Below are 13,121 nucleotides of genomic sequence, written 5' to 3'. Positions count from 1 at the left end.
AAACGTTTATTGCATAACAGGCTGAATGTCGTGAATGCGTACAAAGCCTAATTGTTCAGGCGTGATGCCATTTAACTGTAGTGGGATGTCAACATCGCTGGGCGCGAGGAGACTTGCTGGTGCATTAATCAATTGATTCTGCACATTGATTTCCTGAAAGTTATCTATTGTTCCCTGAATTTGTCCATATTCAACGGTTCCGCTGAATGCGGGTAAAGGGTCATTGGATTCGCCCTGAATCCGTAAGGTCAGCGTAGTGCCCTCTGCATTTGGCGCAATATCCATAAGCGACATTCGTAAGGTGCCGATCTGGCTTTCCAGACGTGCGGCTGTTTTCGAGCCCGGCAGAAGGTAAACCCCACTGCTGGATTTTTCATTCAGCCTGTTTTGCTGAGTGATTTTGACGGTCTCTTTATTGAGCTGCGTCATCTCTTTATTCAGCGTGCTGACGCTTTGTTTCATCTGGCGTACTTCGCTTTGCTGTACGCAGGCGCTTAAGCTGAACAGGCTTCCCAGCAGGAATAGTCGAATAACTTTAGTGTTCATAGGTCGTCCCTTTCTTGTCGCAATTAGCTTAATAGTAGAGCGTAAAAGCAGCGAAAACATCGCTCCTTTATCTCAAAAGCGTTGCGCCTTTGTTGTATCGTCAGTTCAGGGTAAAATAGGTTTCTGTTAACCACCTGGTCAGGACGCCGTATGCATTGCCCATTCTGTTTCGCCGTGGACACTAAGGTTATTGACTCTCGTCTCGTAGGCGAGGGTTCATCTGTACGCCGCCGTCGGCAGTGTCTGGTGTGTAATGAACGTTTCACCACTTTTGAGGTGGCGGAACTGGTTATGCCGCGCGTTGTAAAAAGCAACGACGTGCGCGAACCGTTTAATGAAGAGAAATTGCGCAGCGGAATGTTGCGGGCGCTGGAAAAACGTCCGGTAAGTTCCGACGACGTCGAAATGGCGATCAACCATATAAAGTCACAGCTACGTGCCACCGGTGAGCGTGAAGTGCCGAGCAAGATGATTGGCAATCTGGTGATGGAACAATTGAAAAAACTCGATAAAGTCGCCTATATCCGTTTTGCCTCTGTCTATCGCAGTTTCGAAGATATCAAAGAATTTGGCGAAGAGATCGCGCGCCTGGAGGATTAAACCGTGCAGGAAGAGTATTACATGGCGCGGGCGCTAAAGCTGGCGCAACGAGGACGTTTCACTACTCACCCAAACCCAAATGTTGGGTGTGTCATTGTGAAAGATGGTGAAATTGTCGGCGAAGGTTACCATCACCGTGCGGGTGAACCACATGCCGAAGTACACGCGTTGCGTATGGCGGGTGAAAAAGCTAAAGGCGCGACTGCCTATGTCACTCTCGAACCCTGCAGTCATCATGGTCGAACGCCGCCGTGCTGTGACGCACTCATCGCCGCTGGCGTAGCGCGCGTGGTCGCTGCGATGCAGGATCCGAACCCGCAGGTCGCTGGACGTGGACTTTACCGTCTGCAACAGGCTGGCATTGACGTCAGCCACGGGCTGATGATGAGTGAAGCCGAGCAATTGAATAAAGGCTTTCTCAAGCGGATGCGCACTGGCTTTCCTTATATCCAGTTAAAACTTGGCGCATCGCTTGATGGTCGCACGGCGATGGCGAGCGGTGAGAGCCAGTGGATCACTTCGCCTCAGGCGCGGCGCGATGTACAACGTCTGCGTGCGCAAAGTCATGCCATTTTAACCAGTAGCGCCACGGTGCTGGCGGACGATCCGGCCTTAACGGTGCGTTGGTCTGAACTGGATGAACAAACTCAGGCGCTCTATCCGCAACAAAATCTCCGCCAGCCGGTACGCATCGTCATTGACAGTCAGAATCGCGTGACGCCGGAACACCGCATCGTGCAGCAGCCAGGCGAGACCTGGTTTGCCCGAACGCAGGATGACACCCGCGAGTGGCCGGAAACAGTGCGCACTTTGCTGATCCCGGAACATAAAGGTCATCTGGATTTGGTTGTGCTGATGATGCAACTGGGCAAGCAACAAATTAATAGTGTGTGGGTAGAGGCGGGGCCAACGCTCGCTGGCGCACTGCTACAGGCTGGTTTAGTCGATGAGCTGATTGTCTATATCGCACCTAAACTTTTAGGTAGCGACGCCCGTGGATTATGTACGCTGCCAGGGCTTGAGAAATTAGCTGACGCCCCCCAATTTAAATTCAAAGAGATACGTCATGTAGGCCCGGATGTTTGCCTGCATTTAGTGGGTGCATGATCTCCCGGCTCGAAAGGGAAGCAGCGCACGAAATATTATGCTAAAATCCGCCCCCCTGCGGGGCCATACTCGAACCCGAAGGAAAAAAATGAACATTATTGAAGCTAACGTTGCTACCCCGGACGCTCGCGTCGCCATCACCATTGCGCGTTTCAACAACTTTATCAATGACAGCCTGCTGGAAGGTGCGATTGACGCACTGAAACGTATTGGTCAGGTAAAAGATGAAAACATTACCGTTGTTTGGGTGCCAGGTGCCTATGAGCTGCCGCTGGCGGCTGGTGCACTGGCTAAAACCGGTAAATACGATGCGGTGATCGCGCTGGGTACGGTTATTCGTGGTGGCACTGCCCACTTTGAATACGTCGCTGGTGGTGCAAGCAACGGCCTGGCGCATGTTGCCCAGGACAGCGAAATTCCGGTTGCTTTTGGGGTTCTGACCACTGAAAGCATTGAACAAGCGATCGAACGTGCTGGCACCAAAGCTGGTAACAAAGGTGCAGAAGCTGCACTGACCGCGCTTGAAATGATTAATGTATTGAAAGCCATCAAGGCCTGAAATTAGTAAGGGGAAATCCGTGAAACCTGCTGCTCGTCGCCGCGCTCGTGAGTGTGCCGTCCAGGCGCTCTACTCCTGGCAGTTGTCCCAGAACGACATCGCTGATGTTGAATACCAGTTCTTGGCTGAACAGGATGTAAAAGACGTTGACGTCCTGTACTTCCGTGAGCTACTGGCCGGGGTGGCGACTAACACCGCATACCTCGACGGACTGATGAAGCCATATCTTTCGCGCCTGCTGGAAGAGCTGGGCCAGGTAGAAAAAGCAGTACTACGCATTGCGCTGTACGAGCTGTCTAAACGTAGCGATGTGCCGTATAAAGTGGCCATTAACGAAGCGATCGAACTGGCGAAATCGTTCGGCGCAGAAGACAGCCATAAGTTCGTCAACGGCGTACTCGATAAAGCAGCACCAGTGATTCGCCCTAACAAAAAGTGATATCCAGGCCGGCAGAGTAACGGAAAGCATTTCCGTACTCTCCGGCCTTTTCTTTTTTACCTGCTGAGGCATAACGTATGGCATGTGGCGAGTTCTCCCTGATTGCCCGTTATTTTGACCGTGTAAGAAGCTCTCGTCTTGATGTCGAACTTGGCATCGGTGACGATTGTGCACTTCTCAATATCCCCGAGAAACAGACCCTGGCGATCAGTACTGATACGCTGGTGGCGGGCAACCACTTCCTCCCTGATATCGATCCTGCGGATCTGGCGTATAAAGCACTGGCAGTAAACTTAAGCGATCTGGCGGCGATGGGCGCTGATCCGGCCTGGTTGACGCTGGCATTGACTTTACCGAACGTAGACGAAGCGTGGCTTGAATCTTTCAGCGACAGTCTTTTCGATCTGCTTAATTATTACGATATGCAACTCATTGGCGGCGATACCACGCGTGGGCCATTATCAATGACGTTGGGTATCCACGGCTTTGTTCCGATGGGTCGAGCCTTAACTCGCTCTGGGGCGAAACCGGGTGACTGGATCTATGTGACCGGTACACCGGGCGATAGCGCCGCCGGACTGGCGATTTTGCAAAACCGTTTGCAGGTTGCCGATGCTAAAGATGCGGAGTATTTAATCAAACGTCATCTCCGTCCGTCGCCGCGTATTTTACAGGGGCAGGCATTGCGCGATCTGGCAAATTCAGCTATCGATCTCTCTGACGGTCTGATTTCCGATCTCGGGCATATCGTGAAAGCCAGCGACTGCGGCGCACGTATTGACCTGGCATTGCTGCCGTTTTCTGATGCGCTTTCTCGCCATGTTGAACCTGAACAGGCGTTGCGCTGGGCGCTCTCTGGCGGTGAAGATTACGAGTTGTGTTTCACTGTGCCGGAACTGAACCGTGGCGCGCTGGATGTGGCTCTCGGACACCTGGGCGTACCGTTTACCTGTATCGGGCAAATGACCGCCGATATCGAAGGGCTTTGTTTTATTCGTGACGGCGAACCTGTCACGTTAGACTGGAAAGGATATGACCATTTTGCCACGCCATAAAGATGTCGCGAAAAGTCGCCTGAAGATGAGTAATCCGTGGCATCTGCTTGCTGTCGGATTCGGAAGTGGATTAAGCCCGATCGTTCCTGGGACGATGGGCTCGCTGGCGGCGATTCCGTTCTGGTATCTGATGACCTTTTTGCCCTGGCAGCTCTATTCGCTGGTGGTGATGCTGGGGATCTGTATCGGTGTCTATCTTTGCCATCAGACGGCGAAAGATATGGGCGTGCACGATCACGGCAGTATCGTCTGGGACGAATTTATTGGCATGTGGATTACCCTGATGGCGCTGCCGACCAATGACTGGCAGTGGGTTGCCGCCGGGTTTGTGATTTTCCGTATTCTGGATATGTGGAAACCGTGGCCGATCCGCTGGTTTGATCGCAATGTGCATGGCGGCATGGGGATCATGATCGATGATATTGTCGCTGGGGTGATTTCCGCTGGAATACTCTATTTTATCGGCCATCACTGGCCGATGGGTATTCTGTCGTAGGCCGAATAAGGCGTTCACGCCGCATCCGGCGGTTGCGCACCGATGCCTGATACGACGTGAACGCCTTATCAGGCCTGGATATCTATTTAAATCCTACTATCGGATGGGGTTTATACGGCGTTTCCAGTTCGGCAATCTGCTCTGGTTTTAGCGTGATATCCACCGCGTTCAGCAACTCATCAAGCTGTTCTTCCCGCGAAGTTCCGATAATCGGCGCGGCAATGCCCGGTTTGCTCAATAGCCACGCCAGCGCCACTTGTGCTCGCGTAGCCCCCAATTCTTCACTCACGCCCGTTAATCGTTCTGCAATCTGCGCGTCATTTTCGTCGCTTTCGTTGTAGAGATTTTTTCCTACTTCATCGGAAACTAATCGTGCGGTGGTTTCTCCCCACGGACGAGTCAGACGTCCCCGCGCCAGCGGGCTCCACGGGATCACCGCGACGCCCTCCTGATAACATAGCGGCAGCATCTCGCGTTCTTCTTCGCGATAAATCAGATTGTAGTGATCCTGCATACTGACAAACTGCGCCCAGCCGTGCTGTTTTTGCAGCTCCAGAGCCTGAGCAAACTGCGAGGCGTGCATGGATGACGCACCGATATAACGCGCTTTCCCGGCTTTTACCACATCGTTCAGGGCTTCAAGAGTCTCTTCGATCGGCGTGTTGTAATCCCAGCGATGAATTTGCAGGATATCAACATAATCCATGCCGAGACGGCGCAGGCTGTCGTCAATAGAGCGCAGAATTTGCGCACGAGATAAACCTTCCGGTAAATCACCAACGCGATGGAACACTTTGGTGGCAACGACCACGTCTTCACGACGGGCGAAATCCCGTAGTGCGCGACCGACGATCTCTTCGCTGCTGCCGTCAGAATAACTGTTGGCGGTATCAAAGAAATTTATGCCGCCTTCCAGCGCACGTTTGATGATTGGACGGCTGCTCTCTTCCGGCAGTGTCCATGCGTGATTACCGCGATCTGGCTCGCCAAAGGTCATACAGCCAAGGCAAAGTCGGGAAACGCGAAGGTCGGTTTTTCCTAAGGGGTTGTATTGCATGCTGCCACTCCTGCCATGAATAATTTCTTAAGCATAGCAGGAGTGGAGTAGGGATTATGCCAGCCAGGCCTTGATTTTGGCTTCCATTCCGGCGGCATCGAGGCCGAGCTCGGCGCGCATTTCTTCCTGAGTTCCTTGCGGAATAAAGAAGTCCGGCAGGCCAATGTTCAGTACCGGCACCGGTTTACGATGAGCCATCAGCACTTCGTTCACGCCACTGCCCGCGCCGCCCATAATGGCGTTTTCTTCAACGGTGACCAGCGCCTCATGGCTGGCGGCCATTTCCAGAATTAACGCTTCATCAAGCGGCTTCACAAAACGCATATCGACCAGCGTAGCGTTCAGCGATTCGGCGACTTTCGCCGCTTCTGGCATTAGCGTACCAAAGTTGAGGATCGCTAGCTTTTCACCACGACGCTTCACGATGCCTTTGCCAATCGGCAGTTTTTCCAGCGGCGTCAGCTCCACGCCGACGGCATTGCCGCGCGGGTAGCGCACCGCTGACGGCCCCTCGTTATAGTGATAGCCGGTATGGAGCATTTGGCGACATTCGTTTTCATCGCTCGGGGTCATAATGACCATTTCCGGAATGCAGCGCAGGTAAGAGAGATCAAACGCGCCCTGATGGGTTTGACCGTCAGCACCAACAATGCCCGCGCGGTCGATGGCGAACAGAACCGGTAGCTTTTGAATCGCCACGTCATGCAGTACCTGATCATAGGCGCGTTGCAGGAAGGTGGAGTAGATCGCCACGATTGGTTTGTACCCCCCAATCGCCAGACCCGCAGCAAAGGTCACTGCGTGTTGCTCAGCGATTGCCACATCAAAATAGCGATCCGGGAATTTACGTGAGAATTCGACCATGCCAGAACCTTCACGCATCGCCGGAGTAATCGCCATCAGCTTGTTGTCTTTCGCTGCGGTTTCGCACAACCAGTCGCCAAAGATTTTTGAATAGCTCGGCAAACCGCCGCTACTTTTCGGCAAACAACCGCTGGAGGGATCAAATTTAGGCACGGCGTGGAAGGTGATAGGGTCTTTTTCTGCCGGTTCATAACCACGACCTTTTTTAGTCATGATATGCAGGAACTGTGGGCCTTTCAGGTCGCGCATGTTCTTAAGCGTAGTGATAAGCCCCAGCACATCGTGACCGTCCACCGGGCCGATGTAGTTAAAGCCCAGCTCTTCAAACAACGTGCCAGGCACCACCATGCCTTTAATATGTTCTTCGGTACGTTTGAGCAGTTCTTTAATTGGCGGAACGCCAGAGAAAACTTTTTTCCCGCCTTCGCGCAGTGAAGAGTAAAGCTTACCAGAAAGTAGCTGCGCCAGATGGTTGTTGAGCGCGCCGACATTTTCGGAAATCGACATTTCATTGTCGTTAAGGACCACCAGCATATCAGGACGGATATCACCCGCATGGTTCATTGCTTCAAACGCCATGCCAGCGGTAATCGCGCCATCGCCAATGACACAGACGGTGCGGCGATTTTTGCCTTCTTTCTCAGCAGCAACCGCAATACCAATTCCGGCACTGATGGAGGTTGATGAATGCCCGACGCTTAATACGTCATATTCGCTTTCGCCGCGCCACGGGAACGGATGCAGACCGCCTTTCTGACGGATGGTGCCGATTTTGTCGCGGCGTCCGGTCAAAATTTTATGCGGATAAGCCTGATGCCCCACATCCCAAATCAATTGGTCAAAAGGAGTGTTGTAGACATAGTGCAGCGCCACGGTCAGTTCGACCGTGCCCAGCCCGGAGGCGAAGTGCCCGCTGGAACGGCTCACGCTGTCGAGTAAATAGCGGCGCAGTTCGTCGCAGAGTTTCGGTAAACTCTCTTTTGGCAACAGTCGTAACTCCTGGGTGGAGTCGACCAGTGCCAGGGTCGGGTATTTGGCAATATCAAAACTCATCAGGGGCCTATTAATACTTATTGTTTATTTATTACGCTGGATGATGTAGTCCGCTAGCGCTTCCAGTGCCGAGGTATCGAGTGACTGTTCAGCCAGTTGTTTCAGCGACTGACGGGCATCGTCGATCAGATCCCGGGCTTTCTTCCGGGCTTGCTCAAGACCCAGAAGTGCAGGGTAGGTACTTTTACCAAGTTGCTGGTCGGCACCCTGGCGTTTACCCAACGTTGCAGTATCTCCCACCACATCCAGGATGTCATCCTGAACCTGGAAGGCAAGGCCGATGCTCTCTGCATACTTGTCGAGTATAGGCAGTGCATTTCGTCCTTTATCTCCGGCGCTTAATGCACCAAGGCGAACGGCGGCGCGAATCAATGCGCCGGTTTTATGACGATGAATACGCTCAAGCGCCTCCAGAGGTATGTGTTTGCCTTCTGCGTCTAAATCTAATGCCTGACCGCCGCACATTCCGGCAATACCGCTGGCATTTGCCAGTTCAGAAATCATCGCAATTCTGTCGCGATCTGATACTTCCGGCATATCGGCATCGCTTAAAATCGAAAACGCCAGCGTTTGTAAAGCATCGCCAGCAAGAATTGCGTTCGCTTCGCCAAACTTCACATGGCAGGTCGGCAACCCGCGACGCAGATCGTCATCATCCATTGCCGGTAAATCATCATGAATTAATGAGTAAGCGTGGATACACTCTACGGCGGCAGCGGGTGCGTCTAACGTGCTCATGCTAACGCCGAGCATTTGACCAGTAGCATAAACCAGGAACGGTCGCAGGCGCTTACCACCTAATAATGCGCCATACTGCATGGTTTCTACCACGGGAGTGTTCTGAAAGGGCAGTGGGGCGATAAAACGGCTCAGCGCCTGGTTGGCCTGCTTAACACAGGCTTCGAGTTGCTGCGGAAAGTCCATTACTCATTGTCCGGTGTAAAAGGTGTAGGAGAGGCGTCTTCGTTGTCAGACAGCAGGATTTGTACGCGCTGTTCGGCTTGTTGTAATTTGGCCTGCCCTTGACGTGCCAGCTGCACGCCACGTTCGAACTCGTTCAGTGCCTCTTCCAGCGGCAGGTCGCCACTTTCCAGACGGGTCACAATCTGTTCCAGCTCGCTTAGCGCCTTTTCAAAGCTGGCGGGCGCCTCATTTTTCTTCGGCATAATGAATGTCTGACTCTCAATATTTTACGCCCCGCCATGGTAACGGACTCAGGGCAAATAGCAAATAACGCGCAATGGTAAGGTGATGTGCGCAGCAAAGCGATGTTAGTGGTATACTTCCGCGCCTGGATGCAGCCGCAGGTGTGGGCTGCTGTATTTTTCCCTATACAAGTCGCTTAAGACTTGCCAACGAACCATTGCCGCCATGAAGTTTATCATTAAATTGTTCCCGGAAATCACCATCAAGAGCCAATCTGTGCGCTTGCGCTTTATAAAAATCCTTACCGGGAATATTCGTAACGTTTTAAAGCACTATGATGAGACGCTCGCTGTCGTCCGCCACTGGGATAACATCGAAGTTCGCGCAAAAGATGAAAATCAGCGTCTGGCCATTCGCGATGCCCTGACCCGTATTCCGGGTATCCACCATATTCTCGAAGTCGAAGACGTGCCGTTTACTGACATGCACGATATTTTTGAGAAAGCGTTGGTTCAGTATCGCGATCAGCTGGAAGGTAAAACCTTCTGTGTACGCGTGAAGCGCCGTGGCAAACATGATTTTAGCTCGATTGATGTGGAACGTTACGTCGGCGGCGGTTTAAATCAGCATATTGAGTCCGCGCGCGTGAAGCTGACCAATCCGGATGTGACTGTCCATCTGGAAGTTGAGGACGATCGTCTCCTGCTGATCAAAGGCCGCTACGAAGGTATTGGCGGTTTCCCGATCGGCACCCAGGAAGATGTGCTGTCGCTGATCTCCGGAGGTTTTGACTCCGGCGTTTCCAGCTATATGTTGATGCGTCGCGGCTGCCGCGTGCATTACTGCTTCTTTAATCTCGGCGGTGCGGCGCACGAAATCGGCGTTCGTCAGGTGGCGCATTATCTGTGGAACCGTTTTGGCAGCTCTCACCGCGTGCGTTTTGTTGCGATTAACTTCGAGCCGGTCGTCGGGGAGATTCTTGAGAAAATCGACGACGGTCAGATGGGCGTTATCCTCAAACGTATGATGGTGCGTGCCGCGTCGAAAGTGGCTGAACGTTACGGCGTACAGGCGCTGGTCACCGGCGAGGCGTTGGGTCAGGTCTCCAGCCAGACGCTGACCAACCTGCGCCTGATTGATAACGTCTCCGATACGCTGATCCTGCGTCCGCTGATCTCTTACGACAAAGAGCACATCATCAACCTGGCTCGTCAGATTGGCACCGAAGACTTTGCCCGCACGATGCCGGAATATTGCGGTGTGATCTCCAAAAGCCCGACGGTGAAAGCGGTTAAATCGAAGATTGAAGCGGAAGAAGAGAAGTTCGACTTCAGCATTCTTGACAAAGTAGTTGAGGAAGCGAATAACGTTGATATCCGCGAAATCGCTCAGCAGACCGAGCAGGAAGTGGTGGAAGTGGAAACCGTCAATGGCTTCGGCCCGAACGACGTGATCCTCGATATTCGCTCTATCGATGAACAGGAAGATAAGCCGTTGAAAGTCGAAGGGATCGACGTGGTTTCTCTGCCGTTCTATAAACTGAGCACCAAATTTGGCGATCTCGACCAGAACAAAACCTGGCTGTTGTGGTGTGAGCGCGGGGTGATGAGCCGTCTGCAGGCGCTCTATCTGCGCGAGCAGGGCTTTAACAATGTGAAGGTGTATCGCCCGTAATTTGTGGTTTTTACGTCGCATCTGGTCAGATGCGACGTTTGCCGCATCCGACACTACTCGTAATAATTATAAATCCCTGCCGCCATCACCAGTTGTGATGCCACCTCATGGGCTTTCTCGCGCCCAACCAGCAGGTCAATAATTTTCAGACCAAAATCAATAGCCGTGCCCGGTCCCTGACTGGTCAACAGTTTTACCCGTGCATCCCAGACGACGCGCTTGTCCTGCCATTGTTCAGCGGGAATTTTGTCTTTCAGCGTTGGGAAGCCGGTCATATTGCCAATCGGGAAGATATCGTGCGGCACCAGCACGATAGCTGGTGTGGCGCAAATAGCGGCAACGATACGCCCGGAACGGTGGAACTGTTTAACAGTTTCGACCAGCAGGGTGCTATCGCGAAAACACTCCGCGCCTTTAATGCCGCCAGGCAGCACGATCACGTCATATTCGCCATCCGCCACTTCGACCAGCGGCGCATCCGCCAGCAGCTTCACGCCGCGCGAGCAGGTAATTGCCAGGTTGCCATCGCTGGCGACGCTGGCAGTGGTGACATTAATACCACCGCGAACCAACAGGTCGATGGTGGTGACCGCTTCAGTCTCTTCACTACCAGGGGCGAGGCAGACCAGTGCCGATGCGCTCATATTCACTCTCCTTTCTTTTTACCATTTCAAACAGGCGGGTGTTTTCCGGTACAGCAATCCCATGCGCGCGGGCGCGGCGTAAGAGAAAACCATTGATATAGTCGATTTCTGTATGGCGCATTGCGCGGATGTCCTGCAACATCGACGAAATGTTTTCTGCTGTGGCATCAATCACCTGCATCACGTAATCACGTAAATCTTCCGCTGAAGTATGATGCCCTTCGCGTTCGATCACCGCCGCGACTTCTTCGCATATCTGCATAATCTCTTGCGGGTGATGACGTAATTCACCGTTCGGGCAATTCCAGATGGCAGTGAGCGGATTAATCACACAGTTTACCGCCAGCTTGCGCCACAGCTCGGCGCGAATATTGTTATGCCAGGCAACGTCAGGCAACACGGTTTGCAAAATATCCGCCAGATAACTGTAATCACCGTCCTGTTGCCGTGCCGGGCCGATATGTGTGATACCGTTTGCCACGTGAATGATGACGTTGCCGTCGCGGCGCGCTGCATGGGTGGTCGTGCCCATCAGTAACGGTTGCCCGATGTTCTGTAACTCTTCAATGGTGCCCATGCCGTTGTGGATCAGCAGAATTGGCGTGGTTACAGGTAGCGTCGACGCCAGGCTTTTGACGGCATCAGATACCTGCCAGGCTTTCAGCGTCACCAGGAGTAGATCGCTGGTGGCCAGAAAATCAGGATCATTGGCGGTCAGCGATTCGTTAAATATCGAACCGTCTGTCTCCACCAGATTCACGCTACAATAAGGTTGCGGTACGCGCAGCCAGCCCTGAACCTCGTGACCTTGTTTGCAAAATGCTGTAAGCCATAATTGCCCTAAGGCACCGCATCCCAATACGGTAATTTTCATTGTTCCTCCTCACCCGCAACCACACCGGGTGTTCAATAAGGCTATCCCTTAATTGTGCATGGTGTTGTGACTATGCACAATTAAGGGATACGTCCTGGCGCAGGACTGTCTGTTATTTAACTTTGCAGGTATTATGCTTCGCATCAAAAATGAAGGGAGAGAAAAAGATGCCATCTTTCGATATTGTCTCTGAAGTTGATCTTCAGGAAGCGCGTAACGCGGTCGATAACGCGAGTCGCGAAGTAGAGTCTCGTTTTGACTTCCGTAACGTTGAAGCGTCGTTTGAGCTGAACGACGCTAACAAAACTATCAAAGTGCTGAGTGAGTCCGATTTCCAGGTCAATCAGTTGCTGGATATTCTGCGTGCCAAACTGCTGAAACGCGGCATTGAAGGCAGTTCGCTGGATGTACCGGAAAATATCGTTCATAGCGGTAAAACCTGGTTTGTGGAAGCGAAGCTGAAGCAGGGCATTGAGAGTGCGACCCAGAAGAAAATCGTCAAGATGATCAAAGACAGCAAACTGAAAGTGCAGGCGCAAATTCAGGGCGATGAGATCCGTGTGACCGGTAAATCCCGTGATGATTTGCAGGCTGTTATGGCGATGGTACGCGGTGGCGATCTCGGCCAGCCGTTCCAGTTCAAAAACTTCCGCGATTAATCTCGATAACGTGCGCTCTGTTCATGCCGGATGCGGCATGATCGCCTTAACTGGCCTGCAAAAGTTTGTGATTTCAAAAGATTACAGCAACTTTGTAGGCCTGATAAGCGTAGCGCATCAGGCAATTTAGCCTCGTTTTTATGCCTGGCGAATTGCCTGTTCAACCTCAAAGCGATTTGTCACTTTGCTGTCGATTTTCACGTAAGCCGAATGTTCTTCTTCTGCAATCAACACTTCTTTGACGCCAGCCGTTTCCAGTAAACGAACTTTTAACAAATCATTTGCGGCAACTTCAGCCGGGATTTCAATGCGCAATCTGCTGACATACGGCGGGGGTTTTTTTGTTAT

General features: G+C 52.4%; 15 protein-coding genes and 1 pseudogene. 8 read left to right on the top strand and 8 right to left on the bottom strand.

The features are described from left to right. Nucleotides 1-6: 6 nt before the first annotated feature. Nucleotides 7-546 carry a SadB/YajI family lipoprotein gene (locus EQY_RS0111320; protein ID WP_001093513.1) on the bottom strand — a complete coding sequence of 180 codons (540 nt, stop codon included), beginning with the start codon at nt 544-546 and terminating at the stop codon, nt 7-9. Between the two features lie 150 nt (nt 547-696). Between EQY_RS0111320 and nrdR the strand changes: the two genes are divergently transcribed. From nrdR to pgpA, 6 genes are all read left to right on the top strand, one after another. Then, entirely contained in the window at nt 697-1,146 is a 450-nt protein-coding gene (gene nrdR / locus EQY_RS0111315; protein ID WP_000543535.1) for a transcriptional regulator NrdR, read from the top strand. A 3-nt stretch (nt 1,147-1,149) separates the two neighbouring features. Then, nucleotides 1,150-2,253: a bifunctional diaminohydroxyphosphoribosylaminopyrimidine deaminase/5-amino-6-(5-phosphoribosylamino)uracil reductase RibD gene (gene ribD / locus EQY_RS0111310; RefSeq protein ID WP_001154826.1), complete on the top strand. Its 1,104-nt coding sequence runs from the start codon at nt 1,150-1,152 to the stop codon at nt 2,251-2,253. 88 nt (nt 2,254-2,341) lie between these two features. Continuing rightward, on the top strand, nt 2,342-2,812 hold the full coding sequence (gene ribH / locus EQY_RS0111305) for a 6,7-dimethyl-8-ribityllumazine synthase (RefSeq protein WP_001021161.1): 471 nt from the start codon (nt 2,342-2,344) through the stop codon (nt 2,810-2,812). A gap of 19 nt (nt 2,813-2,831) precedes the next feature. Then, nucleotides 2,832-3,251: a transcription antitermination factor NusB gene (gene nusB, locus EQY_RS0111300; protein ID WP_000801125.1), complete on the top strand. Its 420-nt coding sequence runs from the start codon at nt 2,832-2,834 to the stop codon at nt 3,249-3,251. A 77-nt stretch (nt 3,252-3,328) separates the two neighbouring features. Continuing rightward, nucleotides 3,329-4,306 (top strand): thiamine-phosphate kinase, encoded by a 978-nt coding sequence (thiL, locus tag EQY_RS0111295; RefSeq protein WP_000752123.1) that lies wholly within the window; start codon nt 3,329-3,331, stop codon nt 4,304-4,306. Then, nucleotides 4,284-4,802: a phosphatidylglycerophosphatase A gene (pgpA, locus tag EQY_RS0111290; protein WP_000154045.1), complete on the top strand. Its 519-nt coding sequence runs from the start codon at nt 4,284-4,286 to the stop codon at nt 4,800-4,802. The genes thiL and pgpA overlap by 23 nt, the downstream gene beginning before the upstream one ends. Before the next feature lie 82 nt (nt 4,803-4,884). Here pgpA and yajO read toward each other — a convergent pair whose 3' ends face one another. The 4 genes from yajO to xseB are packed head-to-tail and all read right to left on the bottom strand — an operon-like array spanning nt 4,885 to nt 8,942. Beyond that, a complete protein-coding gene (gene yajO, locus EQY_RS0111285; RefSeq protein ID WP_001199803.1) occupies nt 4,885-5,859 on the bottom strand; it encodes a 1-deoxyxylulose-5-phosphate synthase YajO in 975 nt (324 codons plus the stop codon). Between the two features lie 54 nt (nt 5,860-5,913). Next, nucleotides 5,914-7,776: a 1-deoxy-D-xylulose-5-phosphate synthase gene (dxs, locus tag EQY_RS0111280; RefSeq protein WP_000006803.1), complete on the bottom strand. Its 1,863-nt coding sequence runs from the start codon at nt 7,774-7,776 to the stop codon at nt 5,914-5,916. Nucleotides 7,777-7,800: 24 nt separating this feature from the next. Beyond that, nucleotides 7,801-8,700, bottom strand: coding sequence for a (2E,6E)-farnesyl diphosphate synthase (gene ispA, locus EQY_RS0111275; RefSeq protein WP_000347245.1), 900 nt, complete (start codon nt 8,698-8,700; stop codon nt 7,801-7,803). Further along, complete coding sequence (gene xseB / locus EQY_RS0111270) at nt 8,700-8,942, bottom strand: exodeoxyribonuclease VII small subunit (protein ID WP_001124936.1); 243 nt, start codon at nt 8,940-8,942, stop codon at nt 8,700-8,702. The genes ispA and xseB overlap by 1 nt, the downstream gene beginning before the upstream one ends. A 205-nt stretch (nt 8,943-9,147) precedes the next feature. Between xseB and EQY_RS0111265 the strand changes: the two genes are divergently transcribed. Next, nucleotides 9,148-10,596, top strand: a complete 1,449-nt coding sequence (locus EQY_RS0111265) for a tRNA 4-thiouridine(8) synthase ThiI (RefSeq protein ID WP_000668662.1) — start codon at nt 9,148-9,150, stop codon at nt 10,594-10,596. Nucleotides 10,597-10,649: 53 nt separating this feature from the next. Here the strand turns inward: EQY_RS0111265 and yajL are convergent, their stop codons facing one another. After that, nucleotides 10,650-11,240 carry a protein deglycase YajL gene (gene yajL / locus EQY_RS0111260; RefSeq protein WP_001276330.1) on the bottom strand — a complete coding sequence of 197 codons (591 nt, stop codon included), beginning with the start codon at nt 11,238-11,240 and terminating at the stop codon, nt 10,650-10,652. Beyond that, nucleotides 11,203-12,114: a 2-dehydropantoate 2-reductase gene (panE, locus tag EQY_RS0111255; RefSeq protein WP_000705825.1), complete on the bottom strand. Its 912-nt coding sequence runs from the start codon at nt 12,112-12,114 to the stop codon at nt 11,203-11,205. Before panE ends, yajL begins: the two co-directional genes overlap by 38 nt. 167 nt (nt 12,115-12,281) lie before the next feature. Between panE and yajQ the strand changes: the two genes are divergently transcribed. Then, on the top strand, nt 12,282-12,773 hold the full coding sequence (gene yajQ / locus EQY_RS0111250; RefSeq protein WP_001138897.1) for a nucleotide binding protein YajQ: 492 nt from the start codon (nt 12,282-12,284) through the stop codon (nt 12,771-12,773). A 138-nt stretch (nt 12,774-12,911) separates the two neighbouring features. Here the strand turns inward: yajQ and EQY_RS0111245 are convergent. Beyond that, a pseudogene (locus EQY_RS0111245) lies at nt 12,912-13,121 on the bottom strand (MFS transporter); the annotation flags it as partial.

The organism is Escherichia sp. TW14182, from assembly GCF_000208525.1.
Taxonomy (GTDB): Bacteria; Pseudomonadota; Gammaproteobacteria; order Enterobacterales; family Enterobacteriaceae; genus Escherichia; species Escherichia ruysiae.
This window is presented reverse-complemented; position numbering and strand designations above follow the sequence as displayed.